At 74.7% G+C, this 24,431-nt stretch carries 13 protein-coding genes; 3 read left to right on the forward strand and 10 right to left on the reverse strand.

Annotation, left to right across the window (positions count from 1 at the left end; all coding sequences use genetic code 11):
• Positions 1-5 precede the first annotated feature (5 nt).
• The 6 genes from ACFVYA_RS02825 to ACFVYA_RS02850 are packed head-to-tail and all read right to left on the reverse strand — an operon-like array spanning position 6 to position 10,180.
• Complete coding sequence (locus ACFVYA_RS02825; protein WP_387041638.1) at positions 6-1,046, reverse strand: ornithine cyclodeaminase; 1,041 nt, start codon at positions 1,044-1,046, stop codon at positions 6-8.
• Entirely contained in the window at positions 1,043-2,035 is a 993-nt protein-coding gene (gene sbnA, locus ACFVYA_RS02830; protein ID WP_387041641.1) for a 2,3-diaminopropionate biosynthesis protein SbnA, read from the reverse strand. The genes ACFVYA_RS02825 and sbnA overlap by 4 nt, the downstream gene beginning before the upstream one ends.
• Positions 2,032-3,423 (reverse strand): condensation domain-containing protein, encoded by a 1,392-nt coding sequence (locus ACFVYA_RS02835; RefSeq protein WP_387041643.1) that lies wholly within the window; start codon positions 3,421-3,423, stop codon positions 2,032-2,034. Before ACFVYA_RS02835 ends, sbnA begins: the two co-directional genes overlap by 4 nt.
• Before the next feature lie 3 nt (positions 3,424-3,426).
• Entirely contained in the window at positions 3,427-4,188 is a 762-nt protein-coding gene (locus ACFVYA_RS02840) for a thioesterase II family protein (protein WP_387041646.1), read from the reverse strand.
• Positions 4,185-5,852: a condensation domain-containing protein gene (locus tag ACFVYA_RS02845; protein WP_387041649.1), complete on the reverse strand. Its 1,668-nt coding sequence runs from the start codon at positions 5,850-5,852 to the stop codon at positions 4,185-4,187. The genes ACFVYA_RS02840 and ACFVYA_RS02845 overlap by 4 nt, the downstream gene beginning before the upstream one ends.
• A complete protein-coding gene (locus ACFVYA_RS02850; protein WP_387041651.1) occupies positions 5,849-10,180 on the reverse strand; it encodes a condensation domain-containing protein in 4,332 nt (1,443 codons plus the stop codon). Before ACFVYA_RS02850 ends, ACFVYA_RS02845 begins: the two co-directional genes overlap by 4 nt.
• Before the next feature lie 218 nt (positions 10,181-10,398).
• Here ACFVYA_RS02850 and ACFVYA_RS02855 point away from each other — a divergent pair, with 218 nt between their 5' ends.
• From ACFVYA_RS02855 to ACFVYA_RS02865, 3 genes are all read left to right on the forward strand, one after another.
• Complete coding sequence (locus ACFVYA_RS02855) at positions 10,399-11,940, forward strand: amino acid adenylation domain-containing protein (protein WP_387041654.1); 1,542 nt, start codon at positions 10,399-10,401, stop codon at positions 11,938-11,940.
• Entirely contained in the window at positions 11,940-13,160 is a 1,221-nt protein-coding gene (locus tag ACFVYA_RS02860; RefSeq protein ID WP_387041657.1) for an MFS transporter, read from the forward strand. The genes ACFVYA_RS02855 and ACFVYA_RS02860 overlap by 1 nt, the downstream gene beginning before the upstream one ends.
• A gap of 78 nt (positions 13,161-13,238) precedes the next feature.
• Positions 13,239-16,346 (forward strand): amino acid adenylation domain-containing protein, encoded by a 3,108-nt coding sequence (locus ACFVYA_RS02865; RefSeq protein ID WP_387041660.1) that lies wholly within the window; start codon positions 13,239-13,241, stop codon positions 16,344-16,346.
• 4 nt (positions 16,347-16,350) lie between these two features.
• Here ACFVYA_RS02865 and ACFVYA_RS02870 read toward each other — a convergent pair whose 3' ends face one another.
• Genes ACFVYA_RS02870 through ACFVYA_RS02885 form a run of 4 tightly spaced genes read right to left on the reverse strand, consistent with a single transcriptional unit; the run spans position 16,351 to position 24,341 of the window.
• Positions 16,351-17,745 (reverse strand): hypothetical protein, encoded by a 1,395-nt coding sequence (locus ACFVYA_RS02870; protein WP_387041662.1) that lies wholly within the window; start codon positions 17,743-17,745, stop codon positions 16,351-16,353.
• Positions 17,742-17,963, reverse strand: coding sequence for an MbtH family NRPS accessory protein (locus ACFVYA_RS02875; RefSeq protein WP_285993465.1), 222 nt, complete (start codon positions 17,961-17,963; stop codon positions 17,742-17,744). Before ACFVYA_RS02875 ends, ACFVYA_RS02870 begins: the two co-directional genes overlap by 4 nt.
• Positions 17,953-23,088 carry an amino acid adenylation domain-containing protein gene (locus ACFVYA_RS02880; RefSeq protein WP_387041665.1) on the reverse strand — a complete coding sequence of 1,712 codons (5,136 nt, stop codon included), beginning with the start codon at positions 23,086-23,088 and terminating at the stop codon, positions 17,953-17,955. Before ACFVYA_RS02880 ends, ACFVYA_RS02875 begins: the two co-directional genes overlap by 11 nt.
• On the reverse strand, positions 23,085-24,341 hold the full coding sequence (locus tag ACFVYA_RS02885; RefSeq protein ID WP_387041668.1) for a cytochrome P450: 1,257 nt from the start codon (positions 24,339-24,341) through the stop codon (positions 23,085-23,087). Before ACFVYA_RS02885 ends, ACFVYA_RS02880 begins: the two co-directional genes overlap by 4 nt.
• Positions 24,342-24,431: the final 90 nt, after the last annotated feature.

Below are 24,431 nucleotides of genomic sequence, written 5' to 3' on the forward strand. Positions count from 1 at the left end.
GCTCCTCAGAGGAGGCGGAGGCGTTGGCCCCGGCCGGCTTTCTCCGCCTGGGTACGGACTTCGGCGAACAACGCCACGTCCAGTACGCCGAGACCGAAGGGGTTGACGACGACGTAGCCGTCCTCGACGGGTTCGCCGGGGGCGGCCAGGAGTTCGGCGATCGTCGCGGTGACCGACGGTCCCTCGGCGGCGGCCGGGGCGATGTGGCCGTCGTTGATGAGCCGGCCCAGCGGGCGGCGCGGGTTCTCGACGATGAGCCGGAGGTCGTCGATGTACAGCGAGCGGGCGCCGGTCAGGACCTCGTCGGTGAGGTCGCCGAGGGAGACGTTGACGAGCAGTGCGCCGGGCCCGATCCACGACTTCCGGACGTAGCCTTCGGACGCGGTGGTGAGGAAGAAGACGATCTCCTGGCCCGCCACGGCCTCCGGGACGCCGGGGGCGACCGTGACCCGCAGCCCGGGATGCCGGGACGCACACGCCTCGGCCAGTGCCTCCGCCACGGCGGTCCGCTCGTCGAAGAGGGTGACCTCCCTGACGGTGTCCGTGCGGGCGAGGAGCAGGGCCAGGTGGAGCCGCGCCTGGGTGCCGCAGCCGACAACCGCGACGCGCGTGGCGGCGCCGTAGCCGGCCGCCTCGACGGCGAGGACGCTGACCGCCGCGGTGCGGACGGCGCTGAGGACCCCGACCTCCATGACCGTGGTCACCCGGGCGGTCTCCGGGTCGAAGCACAGGCCGAGCCCGCCCGCGCGTTCCATGCCGAGCTCCGGGTTGGTGACGCTGGCGTTGATGATCTTCATGCCGAAGTCGCGGCCCGCCACCGCGCCGGGCATGCCGATGGAACGGGTGTAGGCGCCCTTTCCGTTGTCCCACGCCAGATACGCCTCACCGGGCAGGGTCGTCTGCCCGGCGCCGTGGGCGAGGAGCGCCTCGCGGACGACGCCGACCGGGTCGCAGTCCTCGAGGCACTCGACCACCTCGTCCCGGCGGAGGAAGAGCAGGGACTCGGGCCGGGGCTCGGCCAGGGCGCCGGTCAGCCAGGAACTCATGACCTCATCACCGTTTCGCTCGGGGAAAGGGGCTCGGTGGGGCTGAGACCGTAGGTGCGCTCGACCCAGTCCGAGTCGTAGATCGTGCTCAGGTAGCGGTCACCGAAGTCGGGCGAGATCGCGACCACCGTGCTGCCCGGCGGAATGCGGTCGGCGTAGGTGCGGATGGCCCGGACCACCGTGCCGGTGGAGCCGCCGACGAGCAGGCCGGTGCGGCGCGACAGATCGCGGCACTCGCGGATCGTGTCGATCTCGCGGACCCGGACCAGGTCGTCGGGGGCGGTGGGGTCGCAGATCTCCGGGTGCCTGCTGGTGCCGAGGCCGGGGATGTGCCGGGGCCCCGGGGCCTGCCCGAAGGTGACCGAACCGACCGAGTCGGCGGCGATGATCCGGGTGGCCGGGGACGACCGGCGGAAAGCGGAAACGCAGCCCATCATGGTGCCCGCGGTGCCGACCCCGACGAACAGGTAGTGCACGTGCGGCACGGCGGCCAGGATCGACCGGGCGGTGAGCCTCGCGTGCACGCCGGGGTTGGCCGGGTTGGCGTACTGGTTCACCCACACCAGCTCCGGGTCTTCGTGGAGCAGCCGCTCGATGAGCCGGAGCCGGGTGGCCAGGAAGCCGCCGTTCTCGTCGCGGTCGCGCACGGTCAGCACCTCCGCGCCCATGGCCCGCATGTGGTCGATCGCCTGCGGGTTGGTCACCGGGTCGACCACGCAGGTGAACCGGTAGCCGCGCTGGGCGCACACCAGGCTCAGCGCCACCCCGAGACTGCCGGACGACGACTCGACGACCCGCCCGCCCGGCCGCAGCCTGCCGTCCCGCTCGACGGAGTCCACCAGGCCGAGCGCGGTCTTGAACTTGATCGACCCGGCCGGGTTGAGCCCCTCGATCTTGAGGATGACCCGGCTCTCGGACAGCACCCCGGGCAGTTCGAGGAACACGTCGTCGAAGACGAGCTCGGTGGCGTCGCGGTAGATGCGGCTCATGGGCGCCCGATCCGCAGGGCGGGAGCGCCCGGGCCGAAGAGGCCGGCGGCGGGGTCGCCGAGACAGCCGGCCAGCACGGTGAGGTAGTCCTCGGCCAGGTCGGCGGCTCGCGCCCGGGAGAAGTCCCGGCAGCGGTAGGTCACGTACAGCGTCGCGTGCTCCTCGTCGTGGCCGACGCGCACCGTGAGGGGACGCTCGGCGTACGGCCAGCGCGGTGGCAGGGGCTCCAGGTCGAGGCCGGAGCCGTCGGTGGCCGTCTCGCGGTCGACGCCGAACTCCACCCGGTCGAACAGCTCCGCGGCGTGCCCCGGCAGCTCCCGCACCACCGGGTCGCGCGGCACGCCGGCGTGGTCGAGGTCCTCGGCGAAGCGGTCCCGCGCGGTGGCCAGCACGGTTTCGAAGGACGGGTCACCCGCCAGGTCGAGCCGGCTCACCACGGCCTGCGAGAAGTCGGCGATGAGACCCTCCACCTCGGCCCGGTCGCGCAAGGTGACCGGAACGGAGACGGCGACGTCGCGGGTGCCCCCGAGCCGGGCGAGCAGCACCTGGAACGCGGCGAGCGTGGTGACGAAGACCGTGGTGTCGCGGGCGCGGGCGAACGCGCGCAGGCGGGCGAACAGGTCGTCCGGGACGCCCACGGCGAGCAGGTCCCCCCGGTGGGCGGGTCCGTCGGAAGGTGGGAAGTCCGCCGGGATCGGAACGGCCCGCGCACCGGCGAGCCTGGTGCGCCAGTACTCGACCTTCGCGGCGACGGCCGCGGCCCGGCCCGGCTGGTCACGCTGCCACACCACGAAGTCGGCGTACTGGATCGGCAGGGGCGCCAGGTCCGCGCCCAGGTAGGCCTCGGCGAGGTCGGCGAGGAGCACCTCGGTGGCCCGGGCGTCGGCGATGACGTGGTGGAGCACGACGATCGCGATGTGCTCGTCGGCGGCCAACCGCAGCAGCCGGAACCGGATCAGCGGGCCGGTGCGCAGGTCCATCGGCGGTTCCAGGGCGGCCAGCGTCTGCGCGGCGAAGTCGTCCTCGGTCGCCTCGACGACGGTCACCGGGACGGCCGGCACCGGGTGGATCACCTGGACCAGCCCGTCACCGGCCGGCTCGAACACGGTCCGCAGGGTTTCGTGCCGCCGCACGACCGCGGCGAGCGCGCGTTCGAGCGCGGGGACGTCCAGCGGGCCGCGCAGCCGGAGCCCGGTGAGGACGACCCGGTCCGGCCGCGCCGGGTCCCGCCACGCCCTGGCGCACGCCTCGGCCTGGGCCGGGGACGCCGGGAACCGGGCCGGGCCGGGCGGCCTCGGCAGGCGGGGGATGGCCGGGGAGCCGCCGCGCAGCCTGCGCAGCAGCGCGGCCTCCAGCTCGGCTCGCGAAGTCGTGTCGGAAGGGTGCACGCCTCACCCGGCCTGCGGCTGGTGGGTGCGGCCGAGGTCCGTCGCGAAGGCGCGCATCAGCGCCTCGGGACCCCCGATGAAGCCGTAGTGCGGGCCGGACAGCAGCCGGAACGTGGTCTCCCCCAGCTCGGCCCAGTCGTGCAGCAGTTCGTGCGGGACCTCGACGTCCTCGTCCCAGCCGAGCACGGACGCCGGGCAGGGCAGCGGTTCCGGCGCGCTGACCCCGTACGCCTTGTGCGCGTCCACATCGGACAGGAGCACCTCGAGGCTCAGGTCGACCATGTCCGGGCGCGGGACGCCGCCGAGCGCGGTGATCAGGGTGACGACCTCCGCGCGCAGCTCGTCCTCCGACATCTCCAGGAAGCGTCCGTGCGGCCCCTTGTGCGGGGCGACCTGGGAAGACACGAACAGCCGCGTCGGCACCGGGAGGCCGCGCCGCTGCAGCCGCAGGGCGGTCTCGTAGGCGACCAGGGCCGAGCTGCAGTGCCCGAAGAACGCGAACGGCCGGTCGAGGTAGGGCGCCAGCGCGTCGCAGAGCATCTCGGCCAGGGAACCGAAGGAGGAGAACGGTTCCTCCCGCATCCGGTTCTCCCGGCCCGGCAGCTGCACCGGGCAGATCTCGATGTCGGCGACGGCCGGCGGCCACTGCCGGTACATGCTGGCGCCGCAGCCGGAATAGGGCAGGCAGAACAGCCGGACTCCGGCGTCCGGCGAGGGTTCGCGCAGGAACCACCGGGGACGGCGGGGCGCTCGGGTGGCGGTCACGGGTTCTCCTTCACCGGGGCGTCCGGGTCCTGCTCGAGCATCCGCCGCAGCACCATCGGCGCCAGCGTGGCGATGTCGACCCGGGTGGTCAGGTCGCGGACGCGGAACTCCACCCCGAACCGCTCGCGGATCCGGTTGCGCAGCTGGATCAGCGACAGCGAATCGCCGCCCAGGACGAAGAAGTCGTCGTCCATCCCGACCCGCTCGGCGCTCAGCAGCTCGCCGAACACCTCCTGCAGCTCGATCTCGATCGGCGTCTCCGGGGCCCGGTACGCGGCTTCGGCGGTCACCGGCTCGGGCCGGGGTTCGGCCGTCCGCGGCCGCGGTGGCTCGCGCACGGCGGCCAGGTCCACCGGGGCGGCGGGATCGGCGACGACGCCGGCGAGGACGTCGACGAACGCGTCCACCATCTCCTTCGCGGTGGCCTCGTCGAACAGGTCGCGGGAGTACTCCAGGAACGCCCGGTACGCGCCGGTGCCGTCCGGTTCGAGGTCGAGCGCCAGCTCGTAGCCCGCGGTGCGGGTGTCCGCCCGCAACGGCTCGAAGGCGAGACCGGCGGCACGCAGGTCGACCGGGGGCTGGTTCTGCAGGACCAGCATCGCCTGCGCCTGCGGGGTGCCGGCGGGAGCGCCCCGCTCGGCGCGCAGGATTTCCAGGGCCAGCTCGAACGGGAACTCCTGGTGCTCGTACGCCCCGGCGCAGGTGGCGCGGACGCGGGCGACGAGCTCGCGGGCCGAAGGCGCGTCGCCGAGGTCGACGCGCAGCAGCAGCGGGTTGACGAAGAACCCGATCAGGTTCTCCACTTCCGGCCGGACCCGCCCGGCCATCGGGGACACCACGGTGATGTCGCGCTGGCCGCTGTAGCGGGCCAGCAGCACGTCGAAGGCGGTGAGGAAGACCATGAACGCGGTGACGCGCTCCGCCCTGGCGAAGGCCTCCACCTCACCGACGAGCGCGGCCGGGACCGCGAACACGTGCGTGGCGCCGTCGGCCGAGGGGACGGCCGGGTGCGGCCGGTCCGTGGCCAGCGTGAGGGCGGGGGCCCCGGCGAGACGGCGTTCCCAGTACTCCTGCAGTGCGGCCAGCTTCGCGCCGGTCAGGTTTTCCCGTTGCCAGACCGCGAAATCCGCGTACTGGATGGGCAGCGGCGGCAGCTCCGGCTCGCGGCCCTCGTGGTAGGCGACGTAGCAGGCGGCCAGCTCGGCGACGAAGATCGCCGAGGAGAGCCCGTCGGTGACGATGTGGTGCATGGTGAGCACGGCGATGTGCTCCTCGGGCGCGGTGCGCAGCAGCGCCAGGCGCACCAGCGGGCCGCGCTCGAGGTCGAACGGCACGCGGACCTCGGCGGCGACCGCGGCCTCGGCGGCGGCCAGGTCCACGTCGGTGACACCGACGGTCAGCACCGGGGCGGGCCCGATGACCTGGACCGGGCCGTCGTCGTCGAGCTCGAACACGGTGTGCAGGGCCTCGTGCCGGGCCACCACGGTGTTGAGGCCGCGTTCGAGTGCGGCCCGGTCGAGCGCGCCGGCCAGCCGGACGGCGGCCACGACGTGGTAGGTCGCCTGGCCGGGGTCCAGCTCGTTCTCCAGCCACATGCTCTGCTGGGCGAACGACGTCGGCACGACGAAGACGTCCTGCTCTTCTTCCTGGTGAACGTCGGTCATCGGCTCCGCTCCTGTGCGCCGGACGGGGAGGACACGGGCCGCTTGCGGCGGAACGCCGAGCGGTCCAGCGCGCGGACGGGCGCGGCCGGCTCCGGGTGGGCCGGCACTGCCTCCGCCGGGGCCGGGTCCGGTCCCGGGGTGCTCCGGCCGTCGATGTACTCGGCGACCTCGGCGACGGTGGGGGTCTGGAACAGCTGGCCCAGCGGCAGGTCGACGGCGAACTCCTCGCGCAGCCGGTCGACGACGAGGGCACCCATCAGCGAATGGCCGCCCAGGGCGAAGAAATCGTCGTTGATGCCCATGTGGTCGACCCCGAGGATGTCCGACCAGATGTTCAGCACGGTCTTCTGCGTCGCGGTCTTCGGCTCGTCCGACTCCGTCTCGGCTTCGGGTTCCGCACCGGCCGGCGAGGTGAAGACGGCGGTGTCCGTCGAGCCGTCGGGCCGGTGCGGCCAGGCGGTGACCGGCACCACCGACGCGGGGACGACGTTGAGCGGCAGCCGGTCCCGCAGCCAGCCGCGGACCACGGCGGGCATGGTCCTGGCCCACTCGGCGAATGCGGTGTCCCCGGCCAGGGGGCCGGGGCACGCTCCGGCGGTGACGGTCGCGGCGAGCACCCGCGAAAGCGGCACGGCGGTGCTCCCCTGCCGGCGGAGGGCCACGGTCAGCTCGGCGAACCCGGCCCCGGACGGCCCGGCGGCCGCGTCGAAGCCCAGCGCGGCCGCCGCGGCCACCACTTCGGCCGGGTCCACCCCGCGATCCGGATCGTCGAGGACCCGGCGCACGTCGCCGGCGGTGTCCGCGGTGGCGAGCCGGTCGAGCGCGGCCGCGACGCCGGTCAGCCCGGACACCGGGATGCCGTGCAGGACAAGGAGGTCGGGCGCGGCGGCGAGCAGGTCGGTGAGCCCGTCGGCGGTGACGTCCGCCCAGGCCAGTTCCCGGACGGGCGGCAGGGCGTCATCGGGCCCGGCCACGTGCAGCACGACGTCGAAGCGGAACCGGGTCAGTTCGCTGGGGTGCGTGCCCACGCGGCGCAGGACGGCCACGTCCCGCACCCCGGGCAGCCGCGCGGCGGCCTCGCGGAACCAGTCCGGGTGCAGGGCCAGGCCGCCGGTGGTGGCGGCCCGGTGGGCCACGGCCTCGCGCAGCCGGGCGGCGGGCGCGCCGGCCGGCACGCGGCCGGCCTCGGCGGGCAGGTGCGCCGCCTCCCGGGCGGTCAGGTCCGCCACGTCGGAGACGAACACGGTGCCGCCGGGGCGGGTCACCCGGACCGCCTCGGCGAGGACGCGTTCGAGGTAACCGGGGCCGGGGCAGTACCCGGCGAGACCGTTGACCACGACGGTGTCGAAGTCCCCGCCGAGGCCGGTCAGGTCGTCGGGGGGCAGGTCGGCCAGCTCGACGACGCCGGCCTTGGCGGCGAGCCGGTCGCGCTGCCGCTCGATGGAGCGCCGGGCGCGGCCGGACAGCTCGGTCGCCCGGTAGGCGTCACAGCGGGGGGCGAGCTTGAACAGCAGCTGCCCGTTGCGGCAGCCGATCTCCAGCACCCGCCGCGGCCCGGTGTCCAGGATGTGCCGCACGCCGCCGTCGAGCCACTCGCGCAGCGCGGCCGCGGGCAGCACCTCGCCGCTGTCCGGGCTGCGCCAGCCGGTGAGGTTGAGCAGCGGGTCGCTCTCCGGGTCACGCGCGAGGTAGTCCTGGACGAACCGCTCGCGTCCGCCGTCGGAACCGAGCTGGGGGGCGGTCCTGGGCACGACGTGCGCGATCAGCTCGCCGTTGTCGGTGCGGGAGAGGTGGGCGCGGGACACCGCGGGGTGCGCGGTCAGCTCCGCGACGACGTCGCCGAGTTCGGCCGGCCGCCCGGCCACCCAGGTGCGGCCCGCCGGCTTGCCGAGGACCTCCAGCTCGCCCCGGACGTTCCAGCGGGCCCGGTCACCGGTGGGCACCAGGACGCCGGAGGCGAACACGTGGAGATCGCCCGCCACCCCGTCCGGTACGGGTTCGCCGCGCTCGTCGCGCACCTCGGGCCGGGCGCCCAGCGGGATACCGGCCGGGATCCGGCCGGAGGGCGCCGGCGCGGCCGGGTCCACCCCGTGCGCGGCCACCGGCCCCACCTCGGCGAGGGAGTAGAGGTTGACCAGCTCGGCGCCGGGGAACGCGCGGGCGAACGCGGCGACGGCGTCCGGCCACAGCGGTTCCCCCGTGCTGATCACGCGGCGGGCCGCAGTGTCCAGTGTGGACAAGCGGGCCGGGGTGGTGAGCAGCAAGTCCGGCGTGGGGCCGGAATTGCCGAACACGACGGCGCCGCCGGCCACGACCGGCCACCACAGGGCGGTGACCAGCAGGTCCGGACCGACCCCCGGGGACACGGCGACCGTCGCGGCCGGGAACCGGGCCGCCAGTGCGCGGACCCGGGCCGCCAGCTCGGCGTGGGAGTGGGTGCTCAGCGTGCCGCCCCGCGAGCGCAGGCACACCGCGGGCGCGCCCGGTGCGGGTGGCGGCAGCGGATCGGTGGCCGGGGAGCCGAGCGTGGCGACGTCGACGGCGGCGACGTCGAGCACGTCCACCAGCGCCGCGGTGGTCAGCACCCGCTTCGGGGCCGCCTCTTCGATCGCCGCGGCGAGCTCGGCGCGGGTCAGAGCCGGGTCCAGCGGCAGCGCCACCGCCCCGGCCGCGAGGACCGCGTGCAGCGCGACCGCCAGTTCGGCGGTGTGCGGCAGGCAGAGCGCGACCACGGTGCCGCCGGCCACGCCGTGGTGGTCGCGCAGGTCGTGGGCCAGTCCGGTGACGCGCGCGGTGAACTCCGCGCGGGACAGCACCTGGTCACCCCGCACCACGTCCGCCGGCGGTGCCACGGCAGCTTCGGGGACTTCGGCGGCCGGGACTCCGGCAGGCGCGGCCACGAGCGGCAGCCGCCACACCGGGGTCTCCGGATCGGCGACCGCGGCGGCGAGCACCGCGTACACCGAGTCCAGCAGGCGCCGCACGTACGGCTCGTCCATGATGTCCGCGGCGAACCACAGCTGCCCGGCGATGGCGCCGTCGTCGGTGGGGGTCAGCTCGAACTCGAGGTCGAACCGGGCCTTGCCGGTGTCGAGGGTGAGGATGTCCACGGTGAGGCCGGGCACCCGCAGCTCGTGCCACGGCGTGTTGTGCAGCCCGAGCATGTGCCGGATGAGCGGGGTGTGCGCGCTGGCCTCCCGCTCGGGGTTGATCTCCTCGATGATCTTCTCGAACGGCACGTCCTGGTGGGCGTACCCGTCCACCGCTTCCTGGCGGCAGCGGCGCAGCAGGTCGCGGAAGGTCGGCTCGCCGGTCAGCTCGACCCGCATCGGCAGGGTGTTGACGAAGCTGCCGACCATCGACTCGATCTCGCTGCGGTTGCGGTTGGCGACCGGCACGCCGACCACCAGGTCCTGCTGTCCGGTCCACCGGGACAGCACGGTGGACACGCCGGCGAGCAGCACCATGAACAGCGTCGCCCGCTCGGACTCGCCGAGCGCCGTGAGCTCGCCGACCAGCCCGGCGGGGATGTGCACCTCGCACATGCCGCCGTCCCAGCTGCGGTCCGCGACCCGCAGGCGGCCGGTCGGCAGGTCGAGGGCGTGCGCGCCGGTGAGCCGCGCCCGCCAGTACTCGAGGTGCTCGTCGAGCGCCCCGGTGGCCTGCCAGTCCTGCTGCCACAGGGCGAAGTCGCCGTAGTGCAGCTCCGGTTCGGGCAGCGCGGGCGGGCGGCCCGCGGCGTAGGCGTCGTACAGCGAAGCCAGCTCCTGCAGCAGGATGCCGAGCGACCAGCCGTCGGTGGCGATGTGGTGCTGGCTGAGCAGCAGCAGGTGCTCGTCGTCGGCGACCCGCAGCAGGGTCGGCCGCAGCAGCAGGTCCTTCGTCAGGTCGAACGGGCGGTCGACCTCGTCGGAGTAGCGGGCGCGCACCGCCTCGTCGCGCGCGGCCGGGTCGAGCTCGCGCAGGTCGGCGACCGGCATCGGGACCGGGCCGGGCGGGTTGACGCGCTGGACCGACGTCCCGGCGTCGACGAGGTGGAACGTCGAGCGCAGCACCTCGTGCCGTCGCACCAGTTCGTCGACGCAGCGCTGCAGGACCGCCGGGTCGGTGTGCCCGCGCAGGGTGGCCGCGCCGACGATGTTGTACATCGTGGAGGCCGGCTGCAGGCGGTGGAAGAACCACATGCGCTCCTGGGCGAACGACAGCGGCAGCGCCGACCGGTCACCCCCGCGCGCCACGATGGGGGACTCCCCGCGGTCGACGCCCTCCTCGTCGAGCATCCGGTCCAGGAGCCTGCGCTGCTCCGGACTGAGCCAGTCGTTCCCCATGGAGTCGAACCACCTTCGTTCCGAAGAGATCCCGCGCACGAATGTCGGTGGCGCCCATCCTTCCCACGCCACGGGACGGCGGTAGTCGGTGACGTCCCGGACGCCGCCGGGGACGGGGTCGTTTCCCCGACTGGCGCCGGGCACCGCGCCGCGATGAGGCTGGCCACGCCCCCGGAGGGGATCCGGCCGCCTCCGGCGCCGAGACACGAGAGGCGGACATGTCAGTCGACACCCCCACCCGGACCGGGAGCCGGCCGGCACACCGGTGGGTCGAGCAGCGGGCCGCCGAGACGCCGGACGCGGTGGCGGTGCTCGCCGACACGGACCTGACCGCGGTGTCGCTCACCTACCGCGAGCTGGACGAGTCGGCCAACCGGATCGCCCACTGGCTGCGGAGCCGGGGCGTCGGCGCCGAGGACCGCGTCGGAGTGCACCTCGACCGCGGCCTCGACCTGGTCGCGGTCCTGCTCGGCACCTTCAAGGCCGGCGCGGTCTACGTGCCGCTCGACCCCCACCTGCCCGCCGCCCGGCTGGCCCACGTCCTGGCCGACTCGGCCCCTGCGGTGACGTTCACCAGTGCCGACCTCCCCGGTCTCCCGTCGGAGGGCGCCCTCCCGGTGGAGACGGTGCGCGCGGAGTGGGCGAGCTTCCCGGCGACCCGGCCGGAGGTGCCGTACCGGGGCGCGACGGCCGCCTACGTCGTCTACACGTCCGGGTCGACCGGGACCCCGAAAGGCGTGGTGGTGCCGTACGAGGCGCTGGCCACCCAGCTGGGGTGGCTGTGCACCCGGTTCCGGTTCGGGGCCGCCGACGTCGTCCTGCACAAGACCCCGCTGGCGTCGGACCCGTCCCTGTGGGAGCTGCTGGTGCCGGTGATGAGCGGGGGCCGGCTGGTGCTCGCCGAGCCGCTCAACCACGGCGACCCCGCGTACCTGCTCGACGTGCACGACCACTACGGCGTCACGGCGTGCGACTTCTTCCCCTCGCTGCTGCGGCACTTCCTGGCGGAACCGCGCGCCGCCGAGCGCGCGGCCGCGCTGCGCACGGTGATCTGCGGCGGCGAGGAGCTCAACGCCGAGCTGGCCACCCGCTTCGCCGAAGTGCTCCCCGGCGGCACGCTGTACAACCTCTACGGGCCCACCGAGGCGACGATCGCGGTCACCCTGCACCAGGTCGCCGCGGCCGGGGTGACCGACCCGATCCCGATCGGCCGCCCGATCCCCGGCACCGAGATCCTCGTGCTCGACCACGCGGGCGCGCCGTGCCCGGCCGGGGTCACCGGCGAGCTGGTCATCGCGGGCGTGCAGCTGGCCCGGGGCTACCAGGGACGCCCCGCCCAGACCGCCGAGCGCTTCGTGCCGCACCCCGGGCGCGCCGGGGAACGGCTGTACCGCACCGGGGACCGGGCCCGGTGGCGGCCGGACGGCGCCCTGGAGTTCCTCGGCCGGCTGGACCACCAGGTCAAGATCCGCGGCCACCGGGTGGAGCCCGCGGAGGTGGAGGCGGCGCTGACCGCGCGTCCCGAGGTCGCCCAGGCCGTGGTGCTGGCGCAGGCCGCGCCCGGCGGCGGGCCGCGGCTGGTGGCCTACCTGACCCGCTCGGCCGCCGGCCCGGAGCTGTCCACCGCGGCGCTGCGCCGCGCGCTGGCCGGGCAGCTGCCCGCGGCGATGATCCCGGCCGTTTTCGTGTGGCTGGACGCGTTCCCGCTCACCGCCGTCGGCAAGATCGACCGGGCCGCCCTGCCGGACCCGGCCGGGTGATGGCCGCCACCGGGACCACCTCGAAGCGGTCGGACCCGAGGTTCTGGTACCTCTGGAGCGCCACGACCGTCTCCGGCCTCGGCGACGGCGTGCGGTTCGCCGCCTTCGCGCTCTTCGCCGCGGTGCTGACCCGCGACCCGCTCCTGGTCGCGCTGGTGACGGTGGCCGGGCAGCTCCCGTGGCTGCTGGCCGGGCCGTTCACCGGGGTGGTCGTCGACCGGTTCGACCGCGTGCGGACGCTGTGGCTCTGCGAACTGGGCCGGACGGCGTTGATGGGCGCGTTCACCCTGGTCACCGTGCTCGGCGGGGTCGGCATCGCGGTCCTGGCCGGCACGGCCTTCCTGCTCAGCTGCATCGACACCCTGGCCGACAACCTGTCCCAGGCGATCACGCCGAGCGTGGCCGGGTCGCGGTCGCTGGACTCGGCCAACAGCTTGCTGTTCGGCGGCCAGATGGTCACCACCGAGTTCATCGGCACGCCCATCGCGGCTTTCCTGTTCGCCTGGGCGGCGGCCTTGCCGTTCGCCGTGGACACCGCCACCTTCCTGCTGTCGGCGTTGCTGATCGCCGCACTGGGCAGGCGGCGGCCCCCGGTGCCGCGCCCACCGCGGACGGCGCGGCGGCCGGTGCTCGCCGACACCGCCGGCGCCCTGCACTGGCTGCTGCGCCACCCCCTGCTCCGGTCGCTGTGCCTGCTCATGGGCGTGCTGAACTTCGCCATCGTCGGTGTCCTCGGCATCGCCGTCCTGTACGCGCTGGAAGTGCTGCACGTCAGCCCGGCGATGTACGGGCTGCTCATGGCGCTCATCGCGGTGGGCGGGCTGCTCGGCTTCGCGGTCACCCCGGCCCTCAGCGCGCGGATCGGCGCGCGGCGCACGCTGCTGCTGGCGTTCGCGCTGTGTCCCGGCCCGCTGCTGGTGGCCGCGCTGACCTCGGCCGCCTGGGTCGCGGCGCCCGCGTTGCTGCTGGTCGGGGCGGCCGCGTCGCTGGGCGGGGTGGTGAGCACGACGCTGCGGCTGCGGGCGATCCCGGCCGAGACCTACGGGCGGGTCAACGCCGCCTACCGGCTGTTCGTCAACGGCCTCGCCCCGCTCGGCGCCTTCGCCGGCGGGCTCGCCGCCCAGCAGTTCACGCTGCGGGCACCGTTCTTCGTCGCGGCGGCGGCGACGGCGGCGCTGGTCGTGTTCGGCCCGCGGCTGCTGCGCGGGCTGCGCGAGTAGCGGTTCTCCTGACTTTTCCGCCCCGGCCCGCCGTCCCAGGATCGACGAAAACGCCGCGATGGTTGGAGCCGCGTCCGCATGACCGTGTCGTTCAAGTCAGTGTCGCCCTTGTCGTCCCCGCCGGTCGCCGGCGAAGTCCGGTCCGTTCCCGAGGCGACCTTGCCGCAACTCATCGAGGCGGCCGTCCGGGTCCACCCGACGGCTCCGGCCCTGCTGAGCGACGAGACGGGCGTCCTCACCTTCGCCGGGCTGAACGCGAAAGCGAACCGGCTCGCGCACCTGCTGATCGGCCTGGGCGCCGGGCCGGAGCGGGTCGTGGGGGTGGCGCTGCCCCGGTCACCCGACGCGGTGGTCGCGATGGTGGCGGTGCTGAAGGCGGGCGCGGTCTACCTGCCGCTCAACCCGGAGTACCCGGCGGACCGCCTGGCCGCGATGGTCGCCGACGCCGATCCGGTCACCGTGCTCACCACGACCGGCCTCGACTTCGGCTCCGCCCCGGCGCTCGAGTGGGACGGCCTCGCGCTCGGGAACTTCCCGGACACCGACCCGGCCGACGCCGACCGGATCGCGCCGCTGGACCCGGCGCACCCGCTGTACCTGATCTACACCTCCGGCTCGACCGGGGTCCCCAAGGGCGTCGCGATGCCCGCCGCGAGCCTGGTGAACCTGCTGGCCTGGCACGCCGGCCGGTTCGACGTCGGCCCCGGCACGCGCACGGCCAACCTGTCCGCCATCGGGTTCGACTTCGCCATGCACGAGATCCTCTCGGCCTTGGTGCACGCCAAGTGCCTGGTCGTGCCGGCCGAGGACGTCCGCACCGACCCGATCCGGCTGGCCCGCTGGCTCGACCGGCACCGGGTGCACCAGGTGTTCCTGCCGAACGTGCTCATCGAGTCCCTCTGCGAGGCGGCGGGCGTCGCCGGGGTCGCCCTGGCCGACCTGCGCGACATCATCCAGTCCGGCGAACCCCTGGTCCTCGGCGAGACCCTGCGCGGCTTCCTCCGCAGCCACCCCGGCCTGCGCGTCCACAACCACTACGGCGCCACCGAAATGCAGGACGCGACCGCGTGGTCGACCGGCCGGACCGAGCTGCCGACGATCGGCACTCCATTGTGGAATGTCCGGGTCCACGTGCTGGACGACGACCTGCGGCCGGTGCCGGACGGCGAGCCGGGTGACCTCTACGTCGCGGGCGCCGGCCTGGCCCGCGGCTACCTGGGGCGGCCCGGGCTGACCGCGGAGCGCTACCTGCCCGACCCGTTCGGCGCGCCGGGGCAGCGGATGTACCGCACCGGCGACCTGGCGCGGTGGAACGCCGACGGTGAGCTGGAATGCCTGGGGCGCAAGGACAACCAGGTCAAGATCAACGGATTCCGGGTGGAGCTGGGCGAGATCGCGACCCGGCTGCGGACCCTGCCGGGCGTGCGGCAGGCACTGGCGCTGCCCCGGCCGGCGGCCAGCGGCGGCAAACAGCTCGTGGCCTACGTGGTCGGAACCGACCTCGACGGCGTGGCGATCCGGGCCGAGCTGGCGCGGACGCTGCCCGCGCACATGGTGCCCGCCGCGGTGCTGGCGCTGCCGGAACTGCCGGTCGCGCCGAACGGCAAAGTGGACCTGAAAGCGTTGCCGTCACCCGCGTTCGCGACCGGAGCCGCCGAGCCGGAAACCCCGGAGCAGCAGGCGCTGGTGGACGCCTTCGCCGCGGCGCTCGGCGTCCCCGCCGGGGTGGACGACGACTTCCTCGCCCTCGGCGGCGACAGCCTGGGTGCGGTGCGGCTGGTGGTCCTGGCCCGGCGCGCCGGGCTGGCGCTCGACACCCGGCAGGTGTTCGAGCTGGGCACCCCGCGCAGGCTCGCCGCCGCGGCGGCGGGCGCGGGAGCCCCGGCGATCCCGGTGCGGCCGCTGGTGGCCCTGCACCACCACCAGCTCAACCGGCTGCGGGCGAGGCACCCGGGCCTGACGGAGATCCTGCCGGTGACCCCGGTGCAGCAGGGGTTCCTGTTCCACCGCCTGCAGGAGACCGACAGCTACACCGAGCAGCTGCGGCTGGAGCTGACCGCCCCGGTGGACGCGCGGGCGCTGCGTGCCGCGGCCGCTTCGGCGCTGCGCCGGCACGCCCCGCTCCGGGCCGCGTTCGAAGTCGCCGGCCTCCCGGAACCCGTGCAGATCACCGTGGGCGAGCTCGAGACGCCGTGGCGGGAGACCGACCTGAGCGCGCTGGACCCGGCCGAAGCGCGGGCCCGGGCGGACGTCCTGGCCGCCCACAGCAAGGCCGCCCCGTTCGACGTGGGCACTCCCCCGCTCCTGCGCCTGCACCTCGTCCACCTCCCGGGTGGGGCCGCCCACCTCCTGCTCGACTACCACCACCTCCTGCTCGACGGCTGGTCGGTCACCCTCCTGGTGCGCGAGCTGCTGGCGCCCGAAGCCGCCGGGGCACCGGCACCGCCCCTGCGTGACTGGTTCCGCGTCCTCCGCACCAGGGACCGGGAGGCGGCGGCCGCGGCGTGGCGGTCCGCGCTGGACGGCATCACCGAACCGGCCATGCTGACCGAACCGGTGGCCGGGTCGTCCGCCTCGGCCCACCACGTCGTCGACCTGCCCGCCCCGGTGACGGCCCGCCTGGTGGAGCTGGCGAGGACCGACCGGCTGACGCTGAACACGATCATGGTGGCGTTGTGGGGGGTCGTCCTGGCCGCCGAGTCCGGCCGGCGGCCCGCGGTGTTCGGGACGACGGTGTCCGGGCGGCTGGCCGAAGTGCCCGAGGTGGAGAACCTGGTCGCGATGCTGGTCAACACGGTGCCCGTGGTGGTGGACGTGGATCCCGGCGAACCGGTGCGGGCCTTGCTGCGGCGGGTGCGGGCCGAGCAGCTCGCCCTGGCCCCGCACCAGCACCTCGGCCTCGGCACGATCCGGCGCCTGGCGTCCTGGGACGCGGAGTTCGACACCCTGCTGGTGTTCGAGAACCCCGACCTGCTGCTCGACGACCCGAAGATCGCCGACGTGCGGCACAGCGACGACACGCACTACGCGCTGAGCCTGCTGGTCACCCCGGGGGAAACGCTGCGGATCGCCTTCACCTACCGGCCCCACCTCATCCCGGAGAGCCGGGTCCGCCGTCTCGCGGACACGCTGACCGCGCACCTGACCGCGGTCGCCGGGGGTGAGGAGAAGCCGGTAGGCCCCTGAGGCGTCATCCCGCCAACGTCGACCTGGCCGTGATCTCCCCGAACGACCGCAGGTCCGCCACCCCGAGCCGCTCCGCCAGCGCCGCCGTCACCGGGCCCAGTGCCCCGTCGTGCGGCACCGCCGAGTCCACTCCGGCCGCCCCGAGGATCCACACTCCGCCGCACTGCGGCCGGTACTCGACCACGCACTCCACGACCGAGTCCCCGGCCGGCACCGGCAGCGTCGTGGACGACACCCGGCCCTCCGGCCCGAGCTCGGTCCCCGGCACCTCGATCCACAGGGACGCCGACGGGGTGTCGCGGACGACCTCCCGGTAAGCCGCCTCCACGTCCTGCCACCGCGCCCCGGCGGCCTCCGGGCGGTGGTCCTGGACGGCCCGGTTGAGCAGCCGGGTCGGGAACTCCGGCCAGCCGGGCCGGACGCCGATGCCCGAGACGTGCCGCGGGTTGAGCTCGGTGGCCACGAACCCGTCCTCGCCGGACAGGCCGTCGACGCTGAACACGCCGGTGTACCCCAGTGACGCCGACAGCTCCTCCCCGACGCGGCGGGCGTAGCCGCGCAACGTCTCCGTCCGGGCGGTCGCCGGTCGCCAGGCCGTCGAGCAGCCGCCGTACACCAGCTGCCCGGTGCTCGGCCGGTGGAGGGTGATGACCTCGATCGGGTCGAAGACGGCCACGCCGTCGTCGAAGACCATGCCCATCAGGCTGCACGGGACGCCGGGGACGAACGTGGCGAGGCGGACCCGCTTCGTGCGGACGCGCAGCGCTTCGACCGCCCGGTCCAGCTCGGCGCGCGAGCGGACCCAGCGCAACCCCTGGGAGCTGCCCAGGACGTCCAGGCTGGTGTCGATGGCGATCATCACGCCGTGGCCGCGGTCCAGGGACACGGCGGTGGCGGCCAGGCCGGGGTCGTCGACCTCGACGATCGCGTGCGGCGGCGCGGGGATGCCGACCCGCCGCCACAGCTCGTCGATGCGGGTCTTGTCCTCCCACCCCGCCCACTCCGGCCGCCAATGCCCGTAGGCCGGACGACCGCCCAGCTCGGCGAACTCGCCGTAGGTGGTGCCGAGCACCTCCCACTCCCGTCCGGGGTCGAGGCCGTCGAGCCAGTCGACGATCTCGGGCGGCTTGCTCGCGAGCCAGGCCTCGTACTGCCGGTGCGTCATCGTCAGGCCGTGCTCGGCGCAGCTCCACACGTGCTCGGCGGGCGGGTCGTCCGCCCGCGGCACGGTGTTGATGACGACGGCCTTCAGGCGGGCGCCGGAGAGTCGCAGCTCTTCGGCGAGCGCCTTCATCCCGCCGTTGAAGTGGTTGACGGCCATGACGACGTCGCGGCCGTTCCAGCGGGCGCGCATGTCGTCGATGACCCGGGTGAGGCGTTCCTTCGGCGTGCCGGTCACGACGCGTCCATCCGCTGCCGCAGGCTCAGCGGCCGCATGTCGGTCCACACCCGGTCGATGTGGGCGAGGCACTCCTCCTTGGTGCCGGAGGTGCCCTCGGCCCGCCACCCGGCCGGCACGTCGGCGTCCGCCCGCCAGATCGAGTACTGCAGCTCGTCGTTGAGCACGACCACGAAGGTCTGCTCACCGGTCTCCGTCGCGGCTGCCTCAGCTGCCATCGGTCCTCCTCGGTGTGGTCCGGTCGTCCGCGAGCAGCGCGGCGACCTCGTCGTCGGTCAGGTCGGCCAGTTCTTCCAGTGCCCGGCGGAGTTCGTCCGGGTCGGCCTGCTCGAGCTGGGCGGCGCGCACCGCCGCGGCCAGGTCGGCGACGGTGGACCCGCCGCCGAGCAGGTCGCCGGCGGACAGCTCGACCCCGAACTCGCGGCGCACCCGGGCCACGATCCGGGTCGCGAGCAGCGAGTGGCCGCCCAGTTCGAAGAACCCGCTGGTCACCGACACGCTCGGCAGGTCGAGCACCTCGGCCCAGATGCCGGCGAGCACCTGCTCCACGGGATCCCGCGGCGCGGTGCCGTCGGTCTGGACGACGGCCGGCTCGGGCAGGGCGGACCGGTCGAGCTTGCCGGTGCGCCCGGTCGGCAGCGCGGGCAGCCGGACGAACGCGGACGGCACCGCCGCGGGCGGCAGCAGCTCGCCGAGGAACGACCGCAGGGCCGCGTCGGGCGCCTCGGCGCCGACCAGGTAGGCCACCAGCCGCGGTTGCCCGTCCGGACCGGGCCGCGCGTCGACCGCGGCGGCGGTGACGCCGGGGTACCTGGCCAGCGCGGCCTCCACCTCGGAGGGTTCGATCCGGACACCGCGGATCTTGACCTGCTGGTCGAGCCGGCCGAGGAACTCCAGTGCGCCGCCGGTGGTCCAGCGGGCCCGGTCCCCGGTGCGGTAGAGCCGGCCGCCGGGTTCGAACGGGTCGGGGACGAACCGCTCGGCGGTGAGCGCCGCGCGGCCGAGGTAGCCGCGGGCCACCTGCACGCCGCCGATGAAGAGCTCACCCGGCACCCCGACCGGTACCGGGGCGCCGCGCGGGTCGAGCACGTACAACCGGGCGCCGGTGATCGGGTGGCCGATCGGCAGCCGGGGCAGCGTCTCGTGGCCGGGGGTGATCTCGACGGCGGTGACGTCGATGGCCGCTTCCGTCGGCCCGTACAGGTTGTGCACCGCCACGTCCGGCAGCAGCGCACGCAGCCGGGTGACGGTCGACGGCGGCAGCTCCTCCCCGCTGCACACGACCCGGCGCAGGGTGCCCGCGCACCCGGCGACCGAAGGCTCCTCGACGAACGCCCGCAGCATCGACGGCACGAAGTGGCAGGTGCTCACGCCGCTGTCGCGGATCAGGGCGGCCAGGTAGGCGGCGTCGCGGTGGCCGTCGGGACGGGCGAGCACGACGGTCGCGCCCGCCGACAGCGGCCAGAACAGCTCCCAGCCGGCCACGTCGAACCCGATGGGTGTCTTGTGCAGGACCCGTTCCCCGGCGGTGAGTCCGTACTCGGCCTGCATCCAGCGGATCCGGTTGACCAGCCCGGCGTGCTCGTTCATCACGGCTTTGGGCGTGCCGGTCGTACCGGACGTGTGGATCGCGTACACCAGGTTGCCCGGCGTGGCCGCCGGCTCCGGCCGGTGCGCCGGGTACGCGGCCGCGTCGCCGGCGCCGACCGTGGCCTGGCCGGGGAAGCGCGAGGCGAGCCCGGGATCGGTCAGCACCACGACGGGCCGGACGTCACGCAGCTGCGCGGTCAGCCGCGCGTCCGGGTTGGCGGGGTCGAGCGGCACGTAGCAGCCACCCGCCTTGAGCACCGCGAGCAGCGCGACGACCAGGTCGGCCGAGCGCGGCAGGCACACGGCGACCGCCTGCTCCGGGCCGACGCCGCGCTCTCGCAGCAGCCACGCGAGGCGGTTGGCCTCGACGTCCAGCTCCCCGTAGCCGAGCGTCCGGTCGCCCACGACGGCCGGCGCGTGCGGATCGACGTCGGCCTGCCGTTCGAACAGCTCGTGCAGCAGCCCCGGTGGTGCGGGCTCGGCCGGGGCGCCGCTGAGGTGGCCGGTGATGCGGGCGCGCTCGCTCTCGTCGAGCAGCGGGACGTCGCCGACCGGGACGCCGTCCAGGTCGGCGACGGTGCGCAGCACCTGGGTGAACGCGTCGGCGAAGCGGCGGGCGGTACTTCCGGAGAGCAGGTCGGCGGCGTGGGTGAGGTGCCCGGCAAGACTGCCGTCGGCCTGCTGGGTGAGGTGGACGGAGAGCTCGAACTGGGCACCGGGGGCGGGCAGTTCGAACGCCTCCGCCCGCACGTCCCCGGCCTGCCACGGCTCCAGCGGCACGTTCTGCAGCGCCAGGACCGCCCGCACGAGCGGGGCGCGCCCGTCGGACCGGTCGGGGTCGAGCAGCCGGACGATCTCGTCGAGCGGCACCGCCTGGTGCCGCTGCGCGGCGAGGCAGCGGGCCCGCACCCGGTCGAGCAGGTTTCCGAACGCCGGGGCACCGGCGGTGTCGAGCCGCAGCGGCAGGACGTTGACGAACAGCCCGACCTGGTCGGCATCGGTGTGGTCCCGGTTGGCGGCCGCCGCGCCGAGCACGAAGTCGTCCTGCCCCGACCACCGCGCCGCGACGACGCCCAGAGCGGTCAGCAGCACCATGAACGGCGTCGCCTGCCGCGCGGCGCCGTACGCGGCCAGGCGCGCGGTGGCCGCGGCATCCAGGCCCAGCTCGACCGTGCCCCCGCGCCAGGTCGGCCGGGCCGGGGCGTCGAGCGGCAGCTCGAGCGGGCGGGCGCCGTCCAGAGCGGCGCGCCAGAACTCGGCGTCGGCGCCGTCCCACGGCCGGGGCGCGGCCGGCCGGACGGGGGGCAGTGCCGTTCTCGTCGAGGGAGTGCCGCGGTAGGCGTCGCCGAGCTCGCGCAGGAGGACGCCGAGAGACCACCCGTCGACGACGATGTGGTGCGCGGCGATGCCCAGGTACCAGTCGTCGCGACGGCGGACGAGCACCGCCCGCACGAGGGGCCCCGCGGCCAGGTCGAACGGGGTGGTGGCGAGATCGTGCAGCGCGCGTTCGGCTTCGCCGGGATCGGCGTCGGTGAGCCGGCGCAGCGGCAGCGGGCCCGCCGGGTGCACGGTCGTGCCGAGAGCGCCGTCCGCGTCGGGCGCGAAGGTGGTGCGCAGCGAGGGGTGGCGGGCGAGGAGGCCGTCGAGGCACCGGGCGAGCCGGTCGGGGTCGAGGGGTCCGGTCAGCCGGACTCCGCCGTGGACGTGGTACGCGGCACCCGCGCCCATCGAGTCCAGCAGCCACATGGCTTCCTGCGCCCGCGACGGCACGGCACTGTCCACTGTGGCCGGACGGACCGCGGGCGCCTCGGCGAGCAGGGCGCGCAGCCCGGTGAGGGTGAGACCGTCGAGCAGGCGCGGTACGGGGATCTCGGCACCGAAGGCCCCGGCGACGGCTTCGGCGATCCGGACCGCGCGCAGGGAGTCCAGGCCGAGGCCGATCAGGGGCTCGTCCGCGGGGACGGTGTCGAGGTCGAGCACGGTGGCGACGACCGCGGCCGGCCCATCGTCCGGTTCGGTGGCCGCGGCCCGGCGGGCGCCGGTGGCCGGGGCCGGCCGGTCCTCCGTCTCCGCGACCGGGGCCCGCCGGGCGCCCGCGACCGGGGTCAGCGTGCCCTCGAGCCAATTCGCCTTGGTCGCGTTGCGCCGGACCTTGCCGCTGGTCGTGCGGGCGATCGCCCCTTGGCGCACCAGCGCGACTTCCCTCGGCGTCACTCCGTGCTCGGTGGCGATCGCCGCCCGGACCGCCGCCCGCACCGCGTCCGCCGTCTCCGCGGTCGTGGCCGCCGCCACCTCGTGCACCAGCACCAGGTACTCGTCGTCGCCGTCGTCCACCGAGAACGCCACCGACCGGCCGGGCCGCAACGCGGGGTGCGCCCGCTCGGCCGTCTGCTCGATGTCCTCCGGGTAGTGGTTGCGGCCGCGCAGCACCATTAAATCCGTGACGCGGCCCGTCACGTACAACTGCCCGGCCAGGGAGAATCCGAGGTCCCCCGTGCGCAGGAACCGCCGCCCCGGGTGGCCGGGCAGCTCGGCGCCGAACCGCGCGGCCGTCTCGGACGGCCGCCCGTGGTAGCCGTCGGTGACGCTCGGCCCGCTGACGCAGATCTCCCCGACACCACCGGGTCCGGCGTCGACGACGACCAGGTCCTCGCCGGTCGCGGAGCCGCAGCCCGTCAGCGCCACCGCCGGGTGCCCGGCCGGCGGGTCGAGCAGCACGGTGCCCTCGGCCAGTTCCGCCCGGCCCACCTCGACGACGGCCGGGCCGCCCGGCCGGGAGCCGCCGGTCACCAGCAGCGTCGCCTCGGCGAGCCCGTAGCAGGGGTGGAACGCCGATCGCCGGAAGCCGGCCCCGGCGAAGGCGCGGGTGAACGCGTCGAGCGTGGCACGGCGGACCGGCTCCGCCCCCACCATCGCGTGCCGCAGTGACGACAGGTCCAGTTCCCCGCGCTCGGCCTCGGAGATCCGGCGGACACATTCGCGGTAGCCGAAGTCGGGCGCGGCGGTGAACGTCGCGCGGCTCCGGCTGATCTCGGCCAGCCAGCGCACCGGCGCGCGCAGGAACGCGGCCGGTGAGAGCAGGGTGCACGGGAAGCCGCCGTGCACCGGCTGCAGGATGCCGCCGATGAGGCCCATGTCGTGGTACGGCGGCAGCCAGCTGACCGCGCGGCTGCCGGCGCCGGCACCGAGCACCCGGCCGATCTCGGTCAGGTTGGCCATCAGGTTCGCGTGCCGCACCCGCACGCCCTTCGGCGTGCCCGTGGATCCGGAGGTGTACTGCAGGAAAGCCAGGTCGTCCCGGCCGGGACCCGAGCCGTCGAAGTCCGCGTCCTCGCCGGTGCCGGCCACCGGCAGCCAGTCCGGTCCCTCCATTGTGGACATCAATGGCGCCAGCGCGTCGCGCGTGGCCGCCGTCGACAGCAGTGCGCGGGCCCCGGCGTCGGCGGCCACGTCGAGCATCCGCGCCGCCCCGCGCACGCCGGTCGGCAGGTACACCGGAACCGCCACGGCGCGGGCGTAAAGGCAACCGAAGAACGCGGCCACGTAATCGATCCCGGGCGGGAAGAGCAGCACCACGCGCTCGCCGGCCAGCCCGCGGTCCCGCAGCGCGGCGGCCACGCCGCGGGCCCGCCGGTCGAGGTCGCGGTAGCCGACGACCAGCCGGTCGCCCTCACCCGGGAACTCGAACGCCGTCCGGGCCGGGGTGTCCTCGGCCCGGTGCCGCAGGAGGTCGACCAGGGTCGGTCGGTTCATCCGCGCACCTTCGCGATCACCGGCATGTGCTTGATGCCCGCGACGAAGTTCGACGACAGGTGCTCGACCTCCCCCGCGTGGTCGAGGTCGGCGAAGGTGCTGACGATCTCGTCGAACAGCGCGCGCAGCGTCACCCGGGCGACGGTGTGGCCGACGCAGTAGTGCCCGCCGACCCCGAAGGCGATGTGCCGGTTGGGTTTGCGCCGCGGGTTGAAGGTGAACGGGTCCTCGAACGCGGTCTCGTCCCGGTTGGCCGAGCCGAGCCACACCACCACCGCGTCGCCGGAGCGCACCTGGCGGCCGCCGAGGTCGACGTCGCGCACCGCGTGCCGCATGAAGTGGTTGGCCGGCGAGGCCCAGCGCAGCGCCTCCTCCACGGTGGTCAGGATGGTGCCGGTGTTCGCGCTCTCCAGCACCTCGTGGAGCAGGGGGGTGCCGATGACGGCGTCCAGCGCGGCCGTCGGCACGTACGGGGTGGTGACGTTCGCGCCGAGCAGCAGGCTGTAGCAGTTGGCCAGCACCTCGCCGAGGCCCATCGTGCGGCCCTCGACGTCGATGGTCAGCAGCAGGCTGATCAGGTCGTCGCCGCCCGGGTTCTTCTGCCGCGCCCGCACGATTTCGGCGAAGTAGGCGAACAGTTCCCGGTGCGCGCGCTGCAGCGCGGTCTGGGTGTCGGCGCCTTCGTTGAACTCCAGGTCGTCCGGCGCGATCGACATGAGGGTCAGCTGGGTCAGCCTCGGCCAGTCCTCCTCCGGCAGGCCCATGAGCATCCCGGTGACCGCCATCGGCAGCCGGGTGACGGCCTGGGCGAGGTCGAAGGGCTCGCCGGACTTGGCCGGCTCGAGCAGCCGGCGCACCTGGGCGCGGATCTGGTCGCCGGAGCGCTCCACCGACTTGATCGTCAGCGCCCGCTGCAGCGGCTCGCGCATCCGGGTGTGCTTGGGCGGGTCGGTGGCGGCCATCTGCTGCCCGCCCGCGGGGTCGTCCTTGCCCAGCAGGTTGAGCAGGGTGCCGCGCTGTGAGGTGAAGGTCTCGTGGTCCCGCAGCACCCAGGAGCCGTGCTCGTAGGTGGTCACCGACCAGAACCCGAGGTCGCTGCCGACGGGGTGCCAGCGCACCGGCTCGCGCCGGCGCATCTCGGCCCAGATCGGGTGCGGGTCGCCCTCGGAGTACGTCCGAGGGTCCACGAGGTCGACGGCGTCGAGGTCGATGGTGTTGTCCCCGATCGCGTCGATCGAAGTCGGAATCCGCATGTCGCGCTCTCTCCGTTCGTCGACAGCACGCAGTCGCGGCCGCCGGGGACCATCGAACCGCGCTCTCCCTGATCGGGATGAGTCCGGAGA

Origin of the sequence: Amycolatopsis sp. NPDC058278 (genome assembly GCF_042881395.1) — a bacterium.
Lineage (GTDB): Bacteria > Actinomycetota > Actinomycetes > Mycobacteriales > Pseudonocardiaceae > Amycolatopsis.

What these genes read in the sequence shown, in the direction of transcription:
- ACFVYA_RS02825 (WP_387041638.1), bottom strand. Translation starts at nt 1,046, where the DNA reads ATGAGTTCCTGGCTGACCGGCGCCCTGGCCGAGCCCCGGCCCGAGTCC.
- sbnA (WP_387041641.1), bottom strand. Translation starts at nt 2,035, where the DNA reads ATGAGCCGCATCTACCGCGACGCCACCGAGCTCGTCTTCGACGACGTG.
- ACFVYA_RS02845 (WP_387041649.1), bottom strand. Translation starts at nt 5,852, where the DNA reads ATGACCGACGTTCACCAGGAAGAAGAGCAGGACGTCTTCGTCGTGCCG.
- ACFVYA_RS02850 (WP_387041651.1), bottom strand. Translation starts at nt 10,180, where the DNA reads ATGGGGAACGACTGGCTCAGTCCGGAGCAGCGCAGGCTCCTGGACCGG.
- ACFVYA_RS02855 (WP_387041654.1), top strand. Translation starts at nt 10,399, where the DNA reads ATGTCAGTCGACACCCCCACCCGGACCGGGAGCCGGCCGGCACACCGG.
- ACFVYA_RS02860 (WP_387041657.1), top strand. Translation starts at nt 11,940, where the DNA reads ATGGCCGCCACCGGGACCACCTCGAAGCGGTCGGACCCGAGGTTCTGG.
- ACFVYA_RS02865 (WP_387041660.1), top strand. Translation starts at nt 13,239, where the DNA reads ATGACCGTGTCGTTCAAGTCAGTGTCGCCCTTGTCGTCCCCGCCGGTC.
- ACFVYA_RS02875 (WP_285993465.1), bottom strand. Translation starts at nt 17,963, where the DNA reads ATGGCAGCTGAGGCAGCCGCGACGGAGACCGGTGAGCAGACCTTCGTG.
- ACFVYA_RS02880 (WP_387041665.1), bottom strand. Translation starts at nt 23,088, where the DNA reads ATGAACCGACCGACCCTGGTCGACCTCCTGCGGCACCGGGCCGAGGAC.
- ACFVYA_RS02885 (WP_387041668.1), bottom strand. Translation starts at nt 24,341, where the DNA reads ATGCGGATTCCGACTTCGATCGACGCGATCGGGGACAACACCATCGAC.